Origin of the sequence: Pedobacter sp. KBS0701 (genome assembly GCF_005938645.2) — a bacterium.
Taxonomy (GTDB): domain Bacteria; phylum Bacteroidota; class Bacteroidia; order Sphingobacteriales; family Sphingobacteriaceae; genus Pedobacter.
Window position 1 is genome coordinate 1,552,747 of record NZ_CP042171.1, and the last position, 22,810, is coordinate 1,575,556.

The 22,810-nt window shown below is 40.2% G+C and carries 20 protein-coding genes; 9 read left to right on the top strand and 11 right to left on the bottom strand.

The features are described from left to right. Positions 1-9 precede the first annotated feature (9 nt). The 3 genes from FFJ24_RS06115 to FFJ24_RS06125 all read right to left on the bottom strand — a co-directional run bounded on the left by FFJ24_RS06115 (position 10) and on the right by FFJ24_RS06125 (position 5,235). The gene (locus FFJ24_RS06115) at positions 10-3,462 is read right to left on the bottom strand and encodes a SusC/RagA family TonB-linked outer membrane protein (protein WP_138823511.1); all 3,453 of its coding nucleotides are present in this window, start codon (positions 3,460-3,462) and stop codon (positions 10-12) included. Positions 3,463-3,559: 97 nt separating this feature from the next. Next, entirely contained in the window at positions 3,560-4,585 is a 1,026-nt protein-coding gene (locus FFJ24_RS06120) for a FecR family protein (protein WP_168202399.1), read from the bottom strand. Positions 4,586-4,680: 95 nt separating this feature from the next. Beyond that, a complete protein-coding gene (locus FFJ24_RS06125) occupies positions 4,681-5,235 on the bottom strand; it encodes an RNA polymerase sigma-70 factor (protein ID WP_138823515.1) in 555 nt (184 codons plus the stop codon). Positions 5,236-5,492: 257 nt separating this feature from the next. Here FFJ24_RS06125 and FFJ24_RS06130 point away from each other — a divergent pair, with 257 nt between their 5' ends. The 3 genes from FFJ24_RS06130 (at position 5,493) to FFJ24_RS06140 (ending at position 7,315) form a co-directional block, all read left to right on the top strand. After that, positions 5,493-5,768, top strand: a complete 276-nt coding sequence (locus FFJ24_RS06130) for a hypothetical protein (protein ID WP_138823517.1) — start codon at positions 5,493-5,495, stop codon at positions 5,766-5,768. A gap of 224 nt (positions 5,769-5,992) precedes the next feature. Next, positions 5,993-6,580 carry a Crp/Fnr family transcriptional regulator gene (locus tag FFJ24_RS06135; RefSeq protein WP_138823519.1) on the top strand — a complete coding sequence of 196 codons (588 nt, stop codon included), beginning with the start codon at positions 5,993-5,995 and terminating at the stop codon, positions 6,578-6,580. 66 nt (positions 6,581-6,646) lie between these two features. Next, the gene (locus FFJ24_RS06140) at positions 6,647-7,315 is read left to right on the top strand and encodes a hypothetical protein (protein ID WP_138823521.1); all 669 of its coding nucleotides are present in this window, start codon (positions 6,647-6,649) and stop codon (positions 7,313-7,315) included. 261 nt (positions 7,316-7,576) lie between these two features. Here the strand turns inward: FFJ24_RS06140 and FFJ24_RS06145 are convergent, their stop codons facing one another. Further along, a complete protein-coding gene (locus tag FFJ24_RS06145; protein WP_138823523.1) occupies positions 7,577-8,131 on the bottom strand; it encodes an STM3941 family protein in 555 nt (184 codons plus the stop codon). A 24-nt stretch (positions 8,132-8,155) separates the two neighbouring features. Next, entirely contained in the window at positions 8,156-8,386 is a 231-nt protein-coding gene (locus FFJ24_RS06150) for a hypothetical protein (protein ID WP_132402219.1), read from the bottom strand. 322 nt (positions 8,387-8,708) lie between these two features. Here FFJ24_RS06150 and FFJ24_RS06155 point away from each other — a divergent pair, with 322 nt between their 5' ends. Both FFJ24_RS06155 and FFJ24_RS06160 read left to right on the top strand, forming a co-directional pair. Beyond that, positions 8,709-9,632, top strand: coding sequence for a GlxA family transcriptional regulator (locus FFJ24_RS06155; protein WP_138823525.1), 924 nt, complete (start codon positions 8,709-8,711; stop codon positions 9,630-9,632). An 86-nt stretch (positions 9,633-9,718) separates the two neighbouring features. After that, positions 9,719-10,492 carry a DJ-1/PfpI family protein gene (locus FFJ24_RS06160; protein ID WP_138823527.1) on the top strand — a complete coding sequence of 258 codons (774 nt, stop codon included), beginning with the start codon at positions 9,719-9,721 and terminating at the stop codon, positions 10,490-10,492. 153 nt (positions 10,493-10,645) lie between these two features. On the opposite strand, the gene infC is transcribed toward FFJ24_RS06160, so the two are convergent. From infC to FFJ24_RS06180, 4 genes are all read right to left on the bottom strand, one after another. Beyond that, the gene (gene infC / locus FFJ24_RS06165) at positions 10,646-11,215 is read right to left on the bottom strand and encodes a translation initiation factor IF-3 (RefSeq protein WP_138823529.1); all 570 of its coding nucleotides are present in this window, start codon (positions 11,213-11,215) and stop codon (positions 10,646-10,648) included. A 1,674-nt stretch (positions 11,216-12,889) separates the two neighbouring features. After that, entirely contained in the window at positions 12,890-14,053 is a 1,164-nt protein-coding gene (locus tag FFJ24_RS06170; protein WP_138823531.1) for a S41 family peptidase, read from the bottom strand. Then, positions 14,050-14,760, bottom strand: a complete 711-nt coding sequence (locus FFJ24_RS06175; protein ID WP_138823533.1) for an outer membrane beta-barrel protein — start codon at positions 14,758-14,760, stop codon at positions 14,050-14,052. The genes FFJ24_RS06170 and FFJ24_RS06175 overlap by 4 nt, the downstream gene beginning before the upstream one ends. Before the next feature lie 159 nt (positions 14,761-14,919). Continuing rightward, positions 14,920-16,437 (bottom strand): hypothetical protein, encoded by a 1,518-nt coding sequence (locus tag FFJ24_RS06180; protein ID WP_138823535.1) that lies wholly within the window; start codon positions 16,435-16,437, stop codon positions 14,920-14,922. A 424-nt stretch (positions 16,438-16,861) separates the two neighbouring features. Here FFJ24_RS06180 and FFJ24_RS06185 point away from each other — a divergent pair, with 424 nt between their 5' ends. After that, the gene (locus tag FFJ24_RS06185) at positions 16,862-17,431 is read left to right on the top strand and encodes a YeeE/YedE family protein (RefSeq protein WP_246862754.1); all 570 of its coding nucleotides are present in this window, start codon (positions 16,862-16,864) and stop codon (positions 17,429-17,431) included. A 9-nt stretch (positions 17,432-17,440) separates the two neighbouring features. Beyond that, positions 17,441-17,935 (top strand): DUF6691 family protein, encoded by a 495-nt coding sequence (locus tag FFJ24_RS06190; protein WP_138823537.1) that lies wholly within the window; start codon positions 17,441-17,443, stop codon positions 17,933-17,935. A 176-nt stretch (positions 17,936-18,111) separates the two neighbouring features. On the opposite strand, the gene FFJ24_RS06195 is transcribed toward FFJ24_RS06190, so the two are convergent. Further along, a complete protein-coding gene (locus FFJ24_RS06195) occupies positions 18,112-19,359 on the bottom strand; it encodes a HAMP domain-containing sensor histidine kinase (protein ID WP_138823539.1) in 1,248 nt (415 codons plus the stop codon). Positions 19,360-19,395: 36 nt separating this feature from the next. Then, positions 19,396-20,730: a putative sensor domain DACNV-containing protein gene (locus FFJ24_RS06200; RefSeq protein WP_138823541.1), complete on the bottom strand. Its 1,335-nt coding sequence runs from the start codon at positions 20,728-20,730 to the stop codon at positions 19,396-19,398. A gap of 274 nt (positions 20,731-21,004) precedes the next feature. Between FFJ24_RS06200 and FFJ24_RS06205 the strand changes: the two genes are divergently transcribed. Both FFJ24_RS06205 and FFJ24_RS06210 read left to right on the top strand, forming a co-directional pair. Beyond that, positions 21,005-21,592 (top strand): sigma-70 family RNA polymerase sigma factor, encoded by a 588-nt coding sequence (locus tag FFJ24_RS06205; RefSeq protein WP_138823543.1) that lies wholly within the window; start codon positions 21,005-21,007, stop codon positions 21,590-21,592. Positions 21,593-21,671: 79 nt separating this feature from the next. After that, positions 21,672-22,742 carry a FecR family protein gene (locus tag FFJ24_RS06210; protein ID WP_138823545.1) on the top strand — a complete coding sequence of 357 codons (1,071 nt, stop codon included), beginning with the start codon at positions 21,672-21,674 and terminating at the stop codon, positions 22,740-22,742. Positions 22,743-22,810: the final 68 nt, after the last annotated feature.

Below are 22,810 nucleotides of genomic sequence, written 5' to 3' on the forward strand. Positions count from 1 at the left end.
TTGTACAGTTTAAAAGTTACAACTTAGTTTAAAACCGAATGAGCGTGTACCCGGTAAAGTCCAGTGGCCTACGCCCAGTTTAAAGCCTTCGGTAACACTCATGGTCGTTTCCGGGTCATAACCCAGTCCATTGGCGGTCCAGGTATACAGGTTCCTTCCAATAAGTGATAACGATAGGTTACTGATGGGCAGTTTGCGGGTCAGTTTTTTATCAAACAGATAGGTTAACGAAGCTTCCCTGATTTTCAGGAATGAAGCAGAATAAGTTAATCTTTCGTAGTATTTATTATAAGTGTTGTTATAAAAGTCAGATGCTGCAATAATTACTGTATTTGGGGTAAGGTTTCCGTTGGCATCTGCAATATAACCCGGAATAATCATGCCATCGTTCCGTTTTCTGCCCTGCGAATCCGTCCATGGTAAACCGCCGGTTTCTGCATCCCTACCTGTCAGGGTGTTGTCGGTCAAACCGGCATTGATCAGGCTTTTAACTACATAAGAATAAAAATTACCGCCCTTGCGCCAGTCTAAAAGTACATTTAAGGTGAAGTTTTTATAACTGAAAGTATTGTTAAAACCAATAGTAAAATCTGGATTGTAGTTTCCTACCTTGATGTATTCAGAATTGTTGCGGATATAATGACCTGTTTTATCCAGCAAGGCTGCTCCCGCATTTGGTCCGCTGGTTACTTTGGTATAACTCGGGGTATAGAAGTCGCCGATTTTTGTACCTTCCTTAATCAGGTAACGAATATTATCCCCGTCGGCACTGCCCATCGAATATTCTTTTAAACCTTCTGATAACTCAATAACTTTATTTTCATTTTTGGTGAAATTGACATTGGTTTCCCATTTAAAGCTGCCATCAAAAGGAACAGCATTTAATCCGATTTCCCAACCGCTGTTCTGGATATTTCCGGCATTAATTAAGCGGTTGGATGAACCTGATGCAATGGTGGTTGGGATGTTAATGATCTGGTTCCTTTTGTTTGTTTTATACCAGGTTACATCGATGCCCACACGGCTTTTGAAAAAGCGCAGGTCTCCGCCAAACTCGTATGAAGTAGCAATTTCAGGCTTCAGGAAGTTGTTTTTAAGGTTAAACTCAATGGTCGCTCTTTTTACATCGCCCCAGTCCTGGTTAAAAGGGATGGTATTGTACAATTGATAAGGGTCTGTATCACTACCCACCTGCGCCCAGTTGGCCCTTAGTTTAACGAACGAAAGCACGTCTGATTTGATCTGGAACACATCCGTTACAATTGTGCTTAAAGATGCAGAAGGATAAAAGTAAGAATTGCTGCCGGCTGGAAGTGTACTCGACCAATCATTTCTGCCCGTTACATCAAGAAAAACCATATCCCTGAACGATACCTGGCCAAGACCATAAATACTATTGATGCGTTTGCGGGAATTATATTGCGAATTTACAATAGTACCTGCCTGCGCATTGGCAATGTTGTAAACACCCGGAATACTCAGGCTCTCTGTTTTCTGCGCGGTTGACCTGTTGGTCTGATCCATTTGATTGCCTCCGGCAGAAAGACTCAAAGACCAATCCTGATTTAACAGTTTTTTATAGCTCAGTAAAAAATCAGTGTTTTGTTCCTTAAAGAAGGAATTATCTATACCATATCCACCGAATTTAAATCTTTTCGAACTAAAAGGGCGTTTGGTTTCGTGCGCTTCATTGTACATGTCAAGTCCGGTACGTACCATTAAGCTCAGGTTTTTGGTGATGTCGTAAACAGCCTGTACATTTCCGGTTAACCGGTTTCTGTCGTAGCCATTGGTATGCTCATAAGCTACAAAATAAGGGTTATCAGAATCATCTGCTGAAAACTGCTCGATGTTTTCCCTTCCTGGTTTCCAGTAGTTTTTCAGGTCGTTGATGTTCATATTAGGTGGAAGTGAATACAGCATCTGCGTAACACTTTCCCGGTAAGCCGACGGTCTGTTGTCGCTTTTATTGTTTACATAACCAATATTGGTACTGATCTTTAATTTAGGATGCAGCACATAGGTGGCAGAAAGGTTAAGCGTATTCCGTTTGAGGTCGGTATTGGGTACAATCCCTTTATTGGCCAGATTGGTGTAGGATAAGCGATAATTACCATCCGCATTTTTTCCGCTGATGGAAATGTTGTTGGTGTAGGTAGAGCCGGTTTCATAAAAATCCTGTGGATTATTAGGATGCGATACCCAATCGGTGGCAATTGGTTTTCCGCTGGCATCCAAAGGACTGTTCCATTGCAGGTGTTTGGTACCTGCATCGAGCCGCGGCCCCCAGGCAGATGAGGTGGAAGATGCCGGATCGTCGGTATATTCGCCTCCTCCAAAGGTGTGCTGAAAATGTGGGAACATCCATGCCTGATCGTACATGGCGTTTGAGTTAAAGTTTATCCCTAATCCCTTTTTGTTTACCAAGCCACTTTTTGTGGTAATCAAAACCACACCACTTCCGGCCCTGCTGCCATATAATGCTGCTGCACTTGCACCTTTTAATATGGTGATACTTTCTACATCATCCGGACTGATATCCGCAATCGGGCTACCGTAATCAACCGATGAGCGGCCAACTTCTGATGTTGCACGTAGCGAATGTGCCACCGGAACACCATCTACCACAAATAAAGGCTGGTTGTCCGTAGCGATTGACGATTGCCCCCGGATGGTGATAAATGAACTTGATCCGGGATCAGCACCCGTGCTTACTACATTTACACCAGCCACCTTTCCGGCCAGTGAGTTGATCACATTGACTTCTTTTACCGTGTTTACATCACTGCCTTTTACCGTGGCAATGGAATAACCAAGAGCTTTTTCGGCACGTTTAATACCTAAGGCGGTAACCACCACATCAGAGAGCGCCGTTTCATCAGGAGAGAGGTTGATGTTTAGTTCAGTTTCGCCCTTCAGGGCAATCTCCCTGCTTTGATAACCGATCATTTTAAAGACCAGCAGGGCCTGATTGTTTAATACATTCAGGTTAAATTCTCCATTTAAGTTGGTGCTGGTAGAATTGTTGCTGCCTTTTTCAATTACGTTTACCCCCGGCAGTGGCACACCTTTTTCATCAGTTACCTTACCTTTAATTCGTATTGATTTTTTGATAATGATCTGGTTTTTCTCGGTCAGGTAAGTGAGTTGAAAAGTAGGTAATATCCGGTCGAGCAAAGCGCTTACAGCCTCATTTTCTGCCTTAAAACCACTTAGGTTTTGTTTCTCTACGGCATCTTCGTTGGTGTATACAAAATACAGGCCGGTTTTCTTTTCAATGGTTTTGAAAAGTTCCGTTAATGCTCCCTTTTTAATATTGATACTTACTTTAACGTTTAATTGTTGTGCATTTACCGGCGATGCCTGCCCTACAAAGAGCATGGTGGAGAGCATGATGTAAATAAGGGTAAAAAAACGCATTACGCTAAAAATTAATTGACTAGTCACTGCGGACTTTTTCATAACTTTGTTTGTTTTAATCTTGATGGGTTAAAATAAAATTTAAAATTTCTTAGCTGCGGCATGCGCCAACATGCTGCAGCTATCTTTTACTCGTTGTTTAGTTACATTTACCTCCTTTTATATAAATAATCTGTTTGTTTATGGTATAATGGATGTCAAATGTAAGCTCCAGTGTGCGCAACACCTCTCTTATGCTTACATTATCAAATTTTGCTGTCAGTTCACAGTTATCAAACGAGCTGTCTGAAACTACCTTAAGGGCATATTTGCGTGATATGGTCTGGAATACATCTTCCATCGGCGTTTTGTTGAAATACATTTTTCCGATCCGCCAGTCAGTTGATGTTTTGGCATCTTCCACATCTTCGCGTACCAGGAGTGCCAATTTCGTATTGTAAATTACTTTTTGATTTGGAAGAAGGTGGACAGCTGCTGATTGTGTGCCTGCTGAATCTCTCGAAACTGCTACCTTTCCGGTGAGTACGGTTACTTCTGGCCTGTAATTTTTCCATGCCCGGATGTTAAAACTGGTTCCAAGTACCCTGGTTTGGATATTCTGGCTTTTTACTACAAAAGGATGAGCAGGATCTCTTTTTACTTTAAAAAAAGCCTCGCCATTGAGTTTAACTGTTCTGATGCCGGCACGTTTCAGGTTTTGCGGAAAGCTGATGCTACTTCCTGAGTTTAACCAGATCTCGGAACTATCCGGAAGCAGCACATTAATGATTTTACCGGGCGCTGCAGTTTTGGTTGTCCACACAACCTGATTTTGGTTAATAGTCAATGGCCTTTTATCTTTAGCAATAAAAAAGATCAGTGCTCCAATAATTGCTGCAGCAGTTGCCGCTGGCCACCATTTTAATTTTTTCAATTTTCTGACCGGAGCCGGATGGATTTGTTCTTTGATACTGGCAAAACTTTCCTTCCACAATCCGTCATCCGGTAGTTGCGCCGTGTCCTGCCATAACAATAACACCTCTTCTAACTGCTCCTCACGATCACCATCTTTACCTACCCAATCCCTGAGCCTTTTTTCCAGCAATGCAATTTCAGCTTTGCTGCTGGGCAAATCTTCCTTTACAGCCAAATATTTGAGTACTAATTTCCAGGTTTCCTGATCCATTCCCATGCTTTTGTATCTACAGAGACAAGAAATGCAGGAGCAACTACGGGTCGAAACCTGTTAAGTTTGCGTTAATAAATTATTAACGCCGTGTTTTACCTGAATTCAGCGCTGTTTTGCAATACTTTTTGCTGAAGAAACTGAAAGCCTTTTACCAGGTGGTCTTCTACGGTCCTCACCGATATATCGAGTAAAGCTGCAATTTCTTTATAACTAAAGCCATCAATCCGATACATATAGAAAATAAGCCGTCGCCTTTCCGGCATCTGATCAATCAGTGCATAAAGTACACGGTTCCGGTCTTTATTCTGGAAAGCCTGTGAAGGCGTTTCTTTCCGATCGATAATTTCCGGGGCTTCTTCTTCGTTATCAATACGCAGAAGGTTTGCTTTTGGCGCTTTATAATAATTTGTAGCAGCATTTTTTATGGCACGGAATAGATAGGCTTTTTCGTTAGAAAGGATAGTTTCATTTTTCCAGATGGATATGAATACATCATTTAAAATAAGCTGCGCATCTTCTATATCCTTTACCAGGTAAATGGCGTACTTTTTCAGCGTGGGGTACATGCGGCGGTAAAGATCTTCGAAAGATTTTTCGTCAAACTTCTTCTTATTATTATTAAAACCGGCAGTATTGTTTTCGCCCATAAAATTATCGCGTCAAAATTAAAATTCAGAAACGATACACATATTAACTCAATATTAAATACTCATGGTAATTTCGCGTTCAGTTATAAATGATTTGAGAAGGGAATATTAAGCATTGGATACTATTTAACCTGTTTTTATCTGGGATATTTAGTTAGTGTTAAATTACAGGCAGGTTAATTCATTGTTAAGTATCTTTTTTATCTTGTTATAATGATAATTTAACATTAAATTTATCATTAGGTAATTTTGTATCAATGAAATTTCCTCTTTTTCTTTACTACGAGCTGCTGATCAGATTGACCATTTTTAGACCTGAGATTGGAGAATTCCGATCTGCACTGCCTTTTGATGATTATGTACTGCTCAAAACCGATAAGGGAATGATGGAGATCCCAACAGATATAATAAACATACAGTTCAAAGATCCAGGATTGATCCCGGAGCGTGAGATAGGCAAACTTGCTGCCGCCTTTCGTCCCTATAGCGAAATTGACTCGATGACCGGTGGGCCGGTTTCAAATGCCTCCTAAAGCGAGCTTAAAATATCACTTCGGCACTTACCAGAAATGCTGTCATAAGCAATTCATTGAGTGAACTTTATTTCATGTTGTATTAACATCACACCGGTATTTTGAAGATCAAAGTCAAACACAGTTTTACATTGATCCCAAAACATTCAGGCCAGGTTATCTGTAATTTATCTCATAGATTTATACCGGAGGTAAAAAGATGTGTTGCAGGCTAAATCGTTAATATGGAGATAGAAAAGTATCAATCCGGCCGAGATTTTATCGGCTTTGTGAACAATCTTTGTGCCTTGGAAGAAGATGCAGCCGCAATGCTTTCCAGGCAATTAGAAATCCTTCGTTTTAAAAAAGGACAGGCTATATTGGTGCAGGGAAACACCTGCAGGTACCTATATTATATTAACAGCGGACTGGTTAAAACAGGCTTTGAAAGTAAAGACCGCACTTTTGTTATGCGTTTTTTTGCCGAAGGCGAGATGTTTACCGTTTTGGATAGTTACCTCTCGCAGAAACCCTCTTCTTATGAAGTTGTGGCTTTGGAAGATACAGTGATTACGCAGATATCACGAACAGAAATGGATAAACTCCGTACCCGTTTTCACCACATGGAAACTTTTTTTGGGAAACTGGCTGCCATGGCTTCGGTTAATATGATGGCCAGGATCGGTGAAATATTGGAAGAACAGGCATCAGCGCGGTACGAAAATTTTGTAAAGGAAAATCCAGGCCTCCTACAGAGGGTGAGCCTTCGCGATCTGGCCAGTTACCTGGGCATTACCCAGGTTTCTTTAAGCAGGATCAGGGCTGGAATGTAATTTTTTATCATTTGATAAATTTTCACCGTCACAGATGTACTAGGTTTGAATATAAATTTAAAGGTGATGAAAACACAATTCTCTGTACCGCAAAAGTTAAGCCTGGTAATCGCGATTATTTTTACCCTGGTTGCACCAATAGTGGGATATCTTTCCATCGGATTGCCGCCTGTTATTATTGTGGGTGGATCTGCACTGATTGGTTTAGTATGCTGGTGTGCCACTTATCTTAAAAATCCCGTCGAACCAAAAATCATTTTACCACTTTTTCTGCTCACGGTTGCTGGTCTTCAGATCCACATCATAGAAGAGTACCTCACGGGTTTTGCTCCCGCAATGAGCAGGCTTTTTGGCATTCCATGGAGTGAAAAAAGTTTCTTGATGGTTTTTGCGCTGATTGGACCAACAATTTACACCCTTACTGCCCTTGGTTTGTATTACAGAATTCCGATTGCAGGTTTTGTTGCCTGGTTTATTTTTATAGGCCCGGGAGTAGCAGAGTTTACCCATTTTATTTTTCCGCTGATCAGGCCACAACTAAACGCAACAACATTGGATGCACTTACAGCGCCTATTCATGGAAAACTAATTGTCAATATGCGCAATTATTACCTCGGCACAACCGGAAAATATTATTTTCCAGGTATGTGGACAGCAATATTACCCATGATACCAGGTGTTTATGCCATTTACCGTTTGTTTAAGTTGAACAGATCCGCAAAGCTTCAGGAGTAGCCCCATATTACTAAACTGTTAAACTTTTGGTTTGCACTTTGAAATGTAAGCTGACTTACTACTTTTGCGGCGATCAAAAAGAAATGATCGTGTAGAGCGCTGGCCGGTAGCATGCCGAAGGTTCGATTCCTTCCTCTACAACTTTTCGGGCAAATGCTTCCGTCGTCAAAAGTTATTTAATGCAATCCCGGGCAGGCATCTGTAGGATATAGTTACATCAACAGGTCGTGAAGATGTTGTATGAGTGGTTTACTTCAGCCCTTATTTGAATTGGTCATGTTGGTCGTTATCGCTTCCCTCTAAGTGTTTGCGATAGTCCTGGATTACTATCAAAAGTTCATTTGCGTTCATATCCAGTTCTGATGCGGTCAGAGAGATCTGCAGGTTCCCGGCAGGATCCTGTATGCCACTGACTACCATGGCAGATAGTTTTTTTTGAATGATGGGCATATAATGCGCTGCCTTGCCTATACTTAGTACCACCAGGGTATCCCATCCGGCTTTCGTAATGGAGATGTCGAGGATGTCTTTCCATGATATCAGACCTGCGGCTTTACTCACTGCGGTAACTTCTGAGTATATTCCTTCATTACTAAGTATGAGTAGGGGAGCTAAACGATTTAGGGAGATCAGCATCCTGATGATGACAATCAAAAGGATGATTCCTAAAGCGGCCGACACCCCCGCAAGTTTAGTGGCGATATTACCGGTGAATAATCCGATACTGTATAAAAATACCGCCACAAGTGCAATCAGGATGCCTGCGCAGATAAAGATAAGCTGCGCTGATTTTTTTTTGTTTCTGTAAAATTCCATTTACTGTATTTGAATTTTAACTACTTAATGCTGTAAATAGTTCACTTCAAAGCTGCCATACATCGCCATTTCAGCACTGTGGGATATGACAAGTTTTAGCTTTAATTTTTCAATTACTTCCTTCGCGAAACTGATGCTTCTGTTCAGGTCCTTAATCCCGCGTACTTCAATTCCCCGAGAAAGCATTTTGAATTTTGATGGCTCGAATTTTTCAATGAATTTTTGAATATCGGTTACTTTTTTGTTATCTGACATATTTTGATTTTTAGTGCTTATAACTTCGGGAAATGCTTTTTGTTTGCGCTCTTTTTGCACAGTGCTTTTTTAAAATCGTCTTATCTATCGATGTTTTTTGTCTTAACGCCACTTTTTCTCTTTTTATGTATCAATGTTGCAGCGATTTACGGAGATTGCTGAGTACCTGTTAGCATCTTAAATCGGGAGCTTGTATTTTACAAATAATTTTAACAGGTCTTTCGGATACATAACAGTACAGCGCATCATTTGGACTGAGCCTATTGGCCGCTATCGATGGAATGCCCATTATACGTTTATACTAAAACACTAACTTTGGAAAATGAAGCCTAACCGCGTTATATTTTTCATATTCAATAATGTTCATCTTTTAGATCTGGCTGGTGCTGTCACCGTTTTTTATGAATCCGGATGCTGCGGAAAAAATTACGATTTACATTATGTCTCGCCGTATGAGCATCCTGTAGCCTCCTCTGGTCTTGGCTTTACTAATGTTGAGCCGCTCAGTTCAGTAACAGTAAACAGGAATGATATTGTAATCGTTGCAGGAATGGAAATTCAAAAATGGAACAGGGCAGATGACCAGCTGTGGATGCCCTGGCTGCGGTCTGCCGCTGCAACTGGTGCAACAATTTGTTCAATTTGTACGGCCGCCTTCGCGCTTGCTGCTACCGGACTTTTAAATGGGAAGAATTGCACCACACATTGGTCGTGGACGAAAGCTTTGCAACAACAATATCCACAGATTAAGGTAATAGAGAATAAACTATTTGTACAAAGTGACAGGATCTTTACCAGCGCCGGAATTGCCACAGGTATTGATCTCGCACTTTACCTCGTCGAAGAGCAGCACGGAGCAGCTTTTACACACACTGTAGCAAAAGATATGGTGGTTTACCTGCGCAGAGATGGAATGGACTCACAAGACAGTGTTTATTTGCAAAACAGGCAGCATATTGATCATCATATCCATCAGGTACAGGATTTTATTATCAAAAATCTGCATCAAAAAATAACAATTGGCGAACTGGCTGAACTGGTTTTTATTAGCCCACGCAACCTTACACGTTTGTTCAAAATTGCCACGGGAATAACCATCGGACAATATATCCAATCAGTGAGACAGGAAAAGGCCAAACATCTGCTCAAAACCGGGCATAAGATAGCCTGGGTAGCATGTCAATGTGGTTATAATAGTACGTCTCAGATGCGGAAGTTGGTTAGGGCTCGAAGTGTTAATAATTAGTCATAAATAGAATGGCCGGATCGTGACCATGTCTGTCCGGATTTATCGGCTGTATCCTATTAATTTTGGATTCAAATGATACATTTATGAAACAGCTGTTACACCTGCTCTTTTTTATACCCTGCCTGGCATTTTCGCAGGTCTATGCGAATACCTATGTGTGTCCTCCTTGTAACTGTCCTTGTGACACGCATACTTACCAACAACCCGGGATATGTGCGCATTGTGGGATGAAATTAATAACGAAAAACGAACAGGTTTTAAATGATCAAAAAAAAGTAACGGTCTGCTTTTACTTATATGATGGGGTAGAGGTTCTGGACTTTGCCGGACCGATGGAAGTGTTTTCCTATGCGGGGTTCAAAATTATCACCGTCGCAAAAACGAAAGCTCCTGTATTGTCACAGGGGATTTTGAAAATCACTCCGGATTACAGTATTAAAGACGCTCCGCAGGCTGATATTTTTGCAGTATTTGGCGGTTCTGACGAGATAGCAACAGATGATCCTGAAGTTATCTCCTGGATCAAATCCAGGGATAGCACAACCAAAAGCTATTTTTCTGTCTGCACCGGGGCGTTTATTCTTGGCAAAGCTGGACTGCTTGATCAGCTTACCGTTACCACTTTTCATAAAAGCATAATAAATCTTCAAAAGGCCGTACCAAAGGCTAAAGTGCTTTCCAATGTCCGTTATGTTGACAATGGCAGGGTGATCACCACAGCAGGGATATCGGCCGGTATCGATGGAGCCTTACACCTGGTTTCGAAACTTAGCGGTAAAGAAGCGGCGCAAGCAGTTGCAAAACAGATAGAATATGATAAATATGTGCCTGAACAGGGTATGGATTTATCCCACTAAAAGTCTGCAGTTAAGCTAAACGGATATATTTTGGAAGTTGATCATGGACAACTATTGTGTTCCACGACACTTAAACAGTGATCGTGTTCTATGAACTTCAGTAATTAACCAGGTAATGGATGAGAACGTTAATTTGTTAAATTGCGGCCAGGTTTATCTTTTTCCTGCTCTTGGCGCTAAGGTCAGAAACATCCGCTTGCCTTCAAGTTTTGGGAATAACTCTACCTTGCCTACCTCTTCGAGGCCTTGCGCAAATTTCAGCAGCAGTATTTCTCCCTGGTCTTTATAAACAATCGATCTTCCTTTGAAATGCACAAAGGCACGCACTTTTTCTCCGCTTTCTAAAAAGGAAACGGCGTGTTTGAGCTTGAACTGAAAGTCATGCTCATCGGTATTAGGCCCGAAACGGATGTCCTTGATGATGGTCTGTTTCGCCTTGCTTTTAATTTCCTTCTGCTTTTTTTTCTGTTCGTAAAGGAATTTGCTGTAGTCGATGATACGGCAAACTGGCGGCGTGGCGTTCGGGGAAATTTCAACCAGATCTAAATCCAGTTCTTCAGCCAATTTGAGTGCTTCAGCCAGCGGATAGATATTGGTCTCAATATTATCTCCGGTTAAGCGTACCTCCGGTGAGGTGATAAAATTATTAATCTTGTGTTCTGCTTCTTTTTTTTTGAAGGGCAAGCGTGGCCCCCTGTAAAATCCTGCTTTTTTTAATGCCAAATTTGAAAAGTTTTAATGAAAAAATGATGTTAACTGGAGCGGTTAATTTCGGATGAATGATAATATAGCTTTTTATGCCCATAAATCAAAACCTGTAGTTAAATGATGACTATATGCGTAATTTTATGACGTTAATATGCCTTTAGGTACATCCAGACATAGGGAGTCGTTGAGCTAAAATTGCCAATCCTTTAGCCTGTGGTTACCTGATTTACTGCCTTGTTTTCAGTCCTCAGTGCTTCAGAGGTGATTAAGATAAATCCGGATATTAGGAGCAAAATAGCCAAAACCCGGAGGATTTTTTCCGTATTTTTGGTGTTAACCATCCTGTCAGGGCAGGTAAATCTGCTGATCCCTGTCACTTTTCTCCGTTCGTTTCTGCGCCATAGCGCAAATAGGAAAATGAAGGTGCCGAAAACCAGCAGTAAGATGCCGCTAACCAGTGGTATTGTAGTGAAATTGAATGTCTCTTGTGTTTCTATCATACAAAATAGACCAACAGGTAGTAAAAAAGTTTAAAATAATATTTTTTTGCTGTTATACTGATTGTCTTAAAGGAAATTCTAACTCAATTTCTACAAATACATTTATATGCTGAAAACTTTATTTTTAGTATTTGTGTGTGTATCTCATCATAATATTTCAGCATAGAACTCATTTTAAAATCAAATAACGAAGAAAGTGTTGCGAAGATTATTGCTTTAGCTAAGAAGTTAAATGTGATTATTGAGAAGAAAAACATTGATTTTGATAATTCAGCTAAGGTTCTTCTTAAGAACCGTATCCTTAATTTTAAAGCTACAACATCTTCGTCTTTTGGCAATGCAGCTGAATGGCAACAACATCAACGTTCTGACCGTGAATTGCCTTTTCATAGGTATGGCTTTTCTTTTAGACAGTAATTTAATTATTTATTCGTATTCAAATGAGTACGAATACTTAAGGGATTTAATTATTGATGGATCCTGTATAGTATCAGAAATATCTCGCGTTGAAGTGCTCGGTTATCATGCGTTAAAGAAAGAGGAATAAAAGTACTTTAATGATATTTTTGAATATGTCGCAATCATTCTTCCTGATCAAGACATATTTGATAAGGCTATTGAAATTCGGAAAAAGTACAATCTTAAACTTGGTGAATAGTCTTATTGCTGCTACTGCTTTAATACATAACCTCGAAATCTATACTCGCAATTTAAGTGACTTCGAACGAGTTAAAAAATTAAAGTGCATTGATCCCATTCGTTAAGTCTTTAGTACTCATCCTAATTTAAGAGTTATTATTAAAATCATGATTTATAGTGAAACAACATCTTTATGGCCCAGATCAAATTGTATAAGCGAATCAAAAAATCTTTACTATGAGTTTTAATTCGAGAACTCAGATACTTCCGAATTTTTAGCCCTCGATTTAATCAATGGATAACTTTCAGTTTGCACGCGAATGCTAATCTTGTGCTGTAAATGACTGCTGTATTTTTCATTTCCAATTCCAGCTTTTTAAAATTTTCCTAATCAAATATTGAAGCAATATTCCTCGCAGAGACCAAAGGAAAGGGTCATTCCATTTCCACCTAATCCGTTAATGATCGTTACATTTTCTTCAGCCTTCAAAATAAGCTTTGTTTCTCCTCCCATCATTTTAGGATATATCAATGACGAAGATTAACTTAACTATCTAACTGTTTGAAGCGCCTTATCAAGTATGTCATCGTGTCCATTAATGAAATTACCAGGATCTGTGGTAACCTGAAGGTCTGGTGGAAAACCAATGCCTTCATACATCTTTCCATCTATGTATTTAAATGCTGCAGATGATGTATAAACAGATAAGATACCATATATTTCGAATGGTCCGGCATTGTAAACGCCATAATTTGTGATCGGTCCGGTAGCTCCCCAGGTTTGTTCCCCAATTATGCTGACATTGGGTAGACAGCGAAGCGCCATTGCCGCAGCTTCTGCTAATGAGACCGTGAAATGATCGGTAAGGACAATAATTGGCATAGCAAGTGATTCGCCATCCTGGTCAGGATTAATGGCAGCACTAATCCACGGTGTATAGTTTTTTCTTCCTCCGCCATTTTTATATCGTGTATAGCCGAAATTCAATCGTTTGTCAATGAAATGACCAACAAAGAAATTTAAATCCTCAATGTTTCCTCCCGGATTATTCCTAATATCAACAATAACAGCCGTTAAAAGTGATTTTTTTAACTTCAAACGATTAAAAAAATAGGATAGTGTTTCGGCAGCGGTGTTCTTTTCCTTGGATGTAAAAGCTTCTTTCAGCGAAAATAAATTACAATTAAAGTACAGGATTTGATTATTAATTAAGCCGCTGGTTACCTGCAATCTTTTGTTATCGCTGGTTATGAAATAACCTGATTTAAAGCCTTTATCCAAGTAAACCGTATCTATTGCAATGTAATTGTATGGTGTATGAAACTGCTTTGCCGCTATTTTTCTGGTAGCAGCAGGATAAATATAGCGGCCCGATAGCCCCATTAAATTGAAGTTTATGGTATAATGACCATCTGTTAAGCCTTGAGTGATTGACTCAAAGTAGCTAAAGGCTGTATTTAAATCATTATTATTGTTGGTTTTTAGGTTGGAAAATAAGGGCTGATATTTTTTGTACACATTATCCCAATTGGTCGTATCAATATCCCAGTAAACATAATTTGTACTCATTTGTGTCCAATAGCTTTTAAAAATCGCGTCAAAACTTTGAAGATTATTTTTCGGGGTTGAGACATCCATCTCTTTCTTGCAGCTTGACTCGGCAAATAACAGAGATAAAATTAAAACCAACCTGATTATACGATTCCTTATCATTTTCTTTTGACTAAATTATAGGTAATCCCTAAAGAGACCGATGTGGTTTGGTTATAACTGGTCATATTATAAGCTGGATTATTTTTTTGCCGGTTAGAAATTGCGTAAAAATATCTGCCTGCAATAAACCCATCCAACTGTTGAAAGAAGTTGAATTGTAGCCCTAAACCGCCTACATAACCAAAATCGAATCGTTGATCTTTTTGCTTATCAAACCTATAGCTCTGACTGTAGGGAACTAAGTTAAATTCTTGACCATGCTGATTTTTAGCGCTGTTTACTGAGAATATATCCGGCACGGTACCCTCAATTTTGCTGTTTACCCAATAATCACCAAAGATACCAGCGTCAAAAAAATACTTCAATCTTTTTCCGGTAACCGCATGCAAGGTTAATGGAATCTGTAAATACTTATTGCTATGATGTGTATAAATGCCCGCAAGTGAGTCTGTTCGACTAACGCTGTAATTCTTTTCAATAAGGCCTGGCATTGTTTCAATAGCTATTATATGACCTAATCTAAATTGAATTCTTGACGCAAAATAGTAACCATTTTGGGCATCAACACGTGTTGAAACTTTACTGAGGTCATTCGTTTTTAGAAAGTTACGGCTGACTCCTGCTTCAAAGCCCAACAATTGCTGGGCTTTTGAAGTAAGAGAAAATGATATTAATAATACAACAGTAATACCTTTGGATAGCCTCATTAGCCAGATTCTAGAATAACTTAATTGTACACATCATGGATCTAATCGATTATTCCATTTTGAAATAAAACTGGTCTATCCTAGTTTTAGGTATGACAAAAATAAAAAAATAGCCTTTTGAACTCATGAAACTCAAAAATCAAGATCTATAATTTTTAGTTAATTGTTGACCAAGTTGGCAACAAAACTCTTCACGATCAGCGAAGATGGAGCGCCATTATTTGGCACTACATTAAAGGAAACCCTTACGGCGACCTGCGTATTATTAACGGGTAAACTATGCTCCGCCAAATATTGTAAAGTAACTGACGATCCAGTATAAACGGAAAGTGAGCCAATGTTTTCATGTGTAGCATTAGCATTAAAGTTATAACCTGTATTTGGGTTTATCATCACCACCTGACAGGTTAAATTCTGAATGCTGGCGCCTGTTGCACTTGAATTAATAACAGATGTGTTTTGTTGAACTAAGCTATTAAAAATTGACGAGTTAACGGTATACTGTATGGAGTATTGGTTGTAAGGGATATTTTGACCACCTTCATTTACCAAAACCGATTGTCTGGTTGTGTGGACGTTTACAGTAGGTCTTGCACTCAAGTTAAATACGCCAAGCGGATGACCAATTAATGGAACCGGAGCACCTATTGTATTTGCAACAGTTTGACCTGGAAACACCAGGCTATTAGGAACTAATGGCTGGCTTCCTGATAATGTTCCGTTTAGTGATATGGTAGAATTCATTTTCAAATCTACTTCCTGCGAGTTGTTACTATTTCCACCGAAGATACCGCTTAGAAAGCCCGTTACGTTACCGGCTAAACCGCCGGCTGCCGCGCCACCTAAACCTGACAAAAATGTTCCCGATGCTGCTCCAGCTGTTGCAACGGTTCCGTAAATTTCTGCCGCTCCGACAATACCGTTGATCAATGTGCCTGCCAAATCAAAGCCGCTTGAGGGTTGAGTAATATTACCGTTTAAGGTACCGACATTGGTTCCGTTCAATGCTATTTGAGAAATGTTTACTGTCTTTGAATTCCACGTAAATCCTAAATGCGGATAAGTAGTATCTGCAAATGCAGGATCATAGCCTATTTCATACTGCATAGAATACCAGCCTCCGCCTACAGCTACACCCTGATTATTTGTTTTTACAAACGATGGTGTGCTTATATTAGGATCAACAATGTCAACCCCATCAAAATTCAACATTTTAGACGATGTGCTATTATCTGAGTAAGTGCTTAAACCATGTTCGATGCTAGAACTGTTTCCAAACAGTCCTGTAGGTATATAAAGATAATACCTTATTATGCCGCGATAGCGGTTATAAAGGGCAAAATATAATCCGCCAGCCGGTTGACTTGCAGCTGTTGCAATGACATTAGGATTAAACGTGTTATAAACCAGCTCCCATCCATCATTACTTTTATAGTCACTGACCAATGACGGGTCGATGTAATTACCAGATTGGCTCTGCCATGGAAGAGAAACTATCGGAGATGATCCCGCGACCGGCATTGTTGAAGCGGTTTCCCAGTTAAAATAATAATTGGGTACATCTTTTGTCGTAGATTTTACAGTAATGCTTTTGGACAGGTTATCTTTATGGCAACCTGAAAAAACAAATAAAGAAATTAGAAATGCAATTGCTTTGTAAGAAGTGGCTTTTTTCATTGGATGTGATTTGATTTAAATGCTGAACTGAATATTCATCCAATGGTAGTTATCAAATGTTAATTGATGGTGATCAAATAGTTAAGTCTGTTTTTGATTTTAACCAAGGATCAAATGAATTTAGAATTTATTGTTAAATCACCTGAATAATAAAATTAGTAACTGGGTATGCCTGGTGGTTTTCTACGCCTTCACTGCCTGTCAGCTGTTCCGTCTGAAACGAAGCAAGTAGCTCTTTCCGATGATTATTCTTTTGCGTCAAAATAAACATCACAATAAAATGTAAACTATTCTGAGAAAATCCATTAAACTACCTGTTTCGTGATTAATATCAGGCGATGATTTAATACATTTATGGAATTTTTTCATCGTTGTTCGAAACAATAGATAACTTAAAATTGACTGAAGCAATTAAGTAGATGATATGAATATATTAGAGTTTTTAAAGCAGCCATGGCCTTGGTATGTAGCCGGTCCGCTAATTGGATTAACCGTACCAGCACTGTTGATCCTCGGCAACAAGTCGTTTGGCATCAGCTCTTCTTTGAGACACATCTGTGCAGCCTGCCTGCCTGCAAACATCCCTTTTTTTAAATACGATTGGAAGAAAGAAGCATGGAATTTGTTCTTTGTATTTGGGATTTTAATGGGTGGTGCCATCGCAACAGGACTTCTCTCCAATCCAAAGCCTGTTGAAGTTAACCCAAAGTTAGCCGCGGAGTTAGCCGGTTATGGCATTACCAATTACGATAACCTAATACCACAGGACATTATGAATTGGCCGGCGTTACTCACGTTAAAAGGCTTTTTGCTAATGGTAGTTGGTGGGTTTTTAGTCGGTTTTGGCACCCGGTATGCTGGTGGCTGTACCAGCGGGCATGCCATTATGGGTTTGTCTAATTTACAATGGCCATCATTAGTAGCCACCATTTGTTTTATGATTGGCGGATTCATTATGGCCAATTTAATTTTGCCCCACATTTTATTCCTCTAAACAATCATCATGAAACAACATACAAACACAGATTTTGAAACCCGCTCTTTAGATGCGGTGTGCGTAAACGAAAGTCAATTAACACACAAATGGTACCATAACATTAAATACCTGGTTGTAGGCGTACTGTTCGGCATTGTCTTCGTGAAATCAGAAGTGGTAAGCTGGTTCCGTATCCAGGAAATGTTTCGTCTGCAGTCATTCCAAATGTATGGCATTATAGGCAGTGCGATAGTGGTAGGGATGACTTCTATTTGGTTAATCAAAAAATTCGATATTAAAACCATTTACCGAGAAAGTATCGAATTTCATCCGAAGACTTTCAATAAAGGTCAGATATTTGGCGGCTTGCTATTCGGCTTTGGTTGGGCCATTACAGGAGCCTGTCCGGGGCCGCTTTTTGCGCAAATTGGAACGGGTGCAACGGTAATCTCTGTTACGCTTGTAAGTGCTATTGCTGGTACCTGGGTATATGGACTACTTAGAGGCAGGCTGCCACATTAATTTATTAATATACTGATATTTAGTCTTTTACGTGTGTGTATAATCGGCTAATCTTTCAATTCTTTATACAGTTATTTTCTAAGCGTCAATCTCAAATTGTTGTAATATTTTTAAGTTCAGTAAAGAGATTTTTATAAAGATATAGCCACCTTTACTGAGCCTTCATTACCTCTTTTTTATTGCAAAACGATTTTCGAATTGTTCTTAATGCTGGTTTTTTTTGAGCTGATGGTAAAAGTAAAGGCGCTGCCTGTGCCAGGGGTAGACTGGACGCTGATTTGTCCGCCAAGTTTCTCAACCAAAAGTTTTACCGTCGCAAGGCCAATTCCGGTTCCGCTTTGGGCGAAGCGGTCAGAAGTGTTTAGGGTAACGTTCCTTTGAAAGATACGTTCCAGCTCTTCTTTTCTGATACCCATCCCGTTATCGCAAACGGTAATGTTGACCAGGTCGTCTTTAATTACACAATCTATTTGGATCAGGCAAGTCTGTTTGTCGTTATACCGCACCGAGTTGGTTAATAGGTTGATCATGATCTGATGGAGCGCGATTGCTGAAGTGTTGATCTCAATCTTTGCTTCCGGGTAGCTGATCTGTACATTTTCTGGAATGCTGAGCATAGATACCGTTCTGCGTAGAAAGCTACCAAGTTCAATGGATTCGTGTTGTGCCGTCAGAATTTCTGGTCTGATGGAATAGTCGAGCATGTCGTTAATCAGTTTCGCAAGGGTTTTTGCACTATTTAGGCTGGTTAATGCCAGCTTGTGCCCTTTATGGTCACCGCTATGGTTTAAGTGACGAGTCAAAAGCTCCGTACTCATAGAAATGGTAGTTAATGGGTTTTTGATGTCGTGGGCTGCAGCTGTGGCAAACTGCTGCATAAATTGATTGGTCTCAGCAAGACGCCTGTTCGCCTCGCTGAGCAGCAGTAGTTTCTTTCTTAATTCCATCTGGGCAATTACCTGTTTACCCAGTACCTTCAGCGACCAAAGCTGCTGCTCATCCAGTGTTCTTGGAATAGTATCTATCACGCACAGCGAACCGAGTTGCATCCCTTCTGAGGTTTGCAGTGAGATCCCTGCATAGAACGCAATATTGGGATCACCCGTAACGAGCGGGTTCTCGGCAAATCGCTGATCTTCCCTTGCATTGCTAACCATTAGTATTCCTGATGGATCAGTAATGGTATATGCGCAGAATGCATGTTCTCTGGGGGTCTGCTGAACATCAATGCCCAGCTTACTTTTAAACCACTGGCGCGAGCTGTCTACCAGGGTAATCAGCGCAATGGGCGTTCCACAGATCTGAGAAGCCATTTTGGTCAGTTCATCAAAATCCTCTTCAGGCAGGCTGTCCATAATTTGGTAAGAATCTAGCGCCTGTAATCTTTGCTGTTCGGTATCGGGAAGGTTTGGTGTATTGTTCAAATCGTGGTAAATTTAGCTTTAGTTTTTTCTTTAGAATCAGTTTCTGGTTGCCTTGAGCTTTCCACTCTTTTGGTACTGCTGGGTTTTGATGTTTTCCCACATGATCAGCCTGTCCTCGATTCTGGAAAATACACGGATATCCCCATCCTGGGAAATAACAATACCCAGGCTGCCGGTGTGCAACCAGCAATGAGCGATCATTGAGCGGTGCCGGGTACCAAAATGTTTCGGATCTATGGCGATCAATGACTTAGGGGTTGCGGTGGCAGTAGAGGATATATAGATCTTTCCTGGCATCTTTTTCGATCTGATTACCCCACCAAAACCCCGTGCTATCATGTCCTGTCCAAATAGCACTACACCGTCTACGCAGCTCTGGGAGGCGATGAAACTCACCGAACCCTTAATCTCGTTTGCCACTTCTGTTTTTGCATGCAGGGCGATTGTTTCCTGCTCATAGAGCGATCTGGTTACCGTTTGTTTGCCCGAAGCCAGCCGCTGGTCGATCATTTGCTCCGTAACATAATTGTTGATGGTCTGCTTCAGGTAAGCGATGATGGCAAGAAGCAACCTTTTATAGTTAAGCTCATATTTAATGTCGACGGCACTACTATCTTCTGAGATCAACACCGCTCCGCCATGATGATAGTTTTGAATTTTTAGCAGCAGCCTGGAAAGTGTTTGGGTCCAGATACTGTCTACAAATCCTTCCCAGTCTGCAAAATCTTCACCCGGATGGGAGGCAAGTAAAAAGGCCTTTATCTCGGCCCTGATTGCGCTGGCATTTTTTCTGATGATCTTGGATACTGGTCCAATGGTGAATACATCCAGGTAACGGGTAACCAGTACGTTCTGTTTTAGGGTAGCCAGCAGTTCGTAATCGAACATTACCTTAAGCGTGGCAATATCATCTATAAATACCTGGAACAGCCCGGGTTGTTCCGACCCTGATTCGGATTCATAATTCAGAAAGCTCTGGTAGTGCATAGCCTGGTCGATCATTCCCCAGATAAAGAGTTTTCCATCCTGATCATAATAGACTGCCAGCGAAGTTCCAGACGGGTCGGCTGCCTTAGATAGCTTGGTCAGAGACCTGATGTCGAGAGGAATGTGATGGCCGAATTCCACGCAGCTCCATCTTTCAGAAACGATTTTTCGCGGCGGATTGGGATCAGGGTTGGCAGGATCGATAAGCGTTACGGCCACCTTGGTCAACTCGCCCTCTTCGGTTCTCATCGAGGTGTAGAAAAGGCATTCGAAAAGTTCTTCAAGAACAATTAATGGGGGAGTGGCCAATGCCAACCTGCTATGGTTCAGCTTGGCATGGATATGCGCTGCAAGGTCCGTTGTTTTTGATTTTTCCTCAATCATTGCTTGATAGCGCTGTTATTTGGCTTGATATACGGTTTATAACAGCAGATAGATGTATAGTGTTTTTAAAAAAAATAATTAACCACAGATAGGAAGGATGCACACAGATATGAAAATCCGTGTTTATCTGTGCTCATCTGTGGTTAAAAACTCTTAACTTAATGATATTAAGGATTGGCCTTGCATCTGCAGCATTCCGTAATAGAAAGCTTAATATATAGTTAACATGGACACCCTATTTTTGCATAAATATTTTTGGTCAATCTAATTCTTCATGGTAAAGCATCAATTTCAAAACGATCCGTTGCACAATAGGGATGTTTTCGATCAGATTTACAAGGAGTACCATCAGGCTGTATATGCCAATATTTTTAAACTGATCAAGGATGCTTCCATCGCCGAGGATATTCTTCAGGATGTATTTTTTGTACTTTGGGAAAATAAGGCTAAACTAGATCCCGAACAACCGGTATCTGCATGGTTATTTGTAGTGAGTTACAACAGATCAATATCTTACCTCAGAAAGAAAATTAAACAAAATATCAGCTATATAGCTAGTTATGATCCTTTTCAAACTGTTGCCGAAGAAATATTTCCTGATCAATACCTGATCGAGGCAGAACTTAGTATGCTTGAAGAGGCTATAAATGCACTCTCGCCCCAAAAACAAAGGGTATTTAGGTTATGCCGGTTTGAAGGGAAATCGCAAAAAGAAACTGCACAGCTACTGGGATTATCTACTGAATCGGTAAAAGACTACCTCAAACAATCCAAATACTTCATCAGGGAGTATATGCTATCCAAAAATCCAACCGGTGGAATAATCAGCGTATCGGTCCTGGTGATGTTAGTCCATCTGTAGTTTTCTTAACGGTAACTTAATGTTTTAATAACATTTTTGGCCACCCCCATTTCACCCCCTTCTGCGTATTTACAGGCAGATGAACGAAATAAATCAACTCATAGATAAATTATGGTCTAACGAGATCAGTTTAGAAGAGCAGCATAAACTCCTGGAATCTTTAAAAAAAGACTCAGATGGGTTAAAATCTGATTTAAAAACTGGCTATGACCGGGAGCTGTCAAAGGGTAATAAAGAAATTACCGAAAAGCGATTCGAGCATATTTTAGCCAGGCTCCATATCCGTATGGATGAGCAGGAGGTAAAACATAGTGCAAAAATATTCCCAATCTACCATTGGATAAAAATGGTTGCTGCTTTATTAGTTGTTGCTTTAATTTCAACACTATATTTCAATCGTAATGATGCCCCACAAAAGAAAGGATTGGCCGATAACGATGTACAGATAAAAAAAGAAATACTCAGGCAGCCATACAACTCTGGCAAAAGTGAGATGATTATAAATCTTTCTGATGGTTCACGCGTTACCCTGCAGCCTCAGAGTTCACTGAGTTATTATGAACCTTTTGATAGCAGAAGTAGAAATATCAGCATGAAGGGTGAGGCTACTTTCAAAGTTGCCAAAGATAAGCACCATCCTTTTATCGTAAGTGCAAATGGTTTTACCACAACTGCACTGGGTACTGAATTTACCATTAATACCAATAAAAAAGATCGGCTCACGGTAAAGCTGATAGAAGGGAAGGTAGTTGTTAAAGCTGGCTCAGAAAGCAGGATGAAAATGAGCGATGTTTATTTAATTCCCGGCGAGCAGTTATCCATTAATACCAGACTAAAGTTGCATAGCCTGATCAATTTTAAAGATCCGGATAAAGCAGTTAAGCAGCAACAAACACTAAGGGTAGCCACAAAGGATGCACTCTTGTTTAATGAAACGCCTTTAAGTGAGGTGTTTAGCAGCTTGTCGAAACGCTATGACACTGATCTTGTTTATGAGGGAGTTGAAGAGACCGAACTGCAGAAATTATACTTTACCGGTAGCATTGGTGCTGCCGAAAAATTGAATACAATACTGCCTGTTATCTGTAACATGAACGGGTTAACCTATAAACTTACCGCCAAAAGCATCACCATCAGCAAACAAAAATAATTTTTAAACCCTGGTTTTAAACCAAAATGAATGTCCCCGAAACGGGATAAAGGGACGCTATTGCTTAA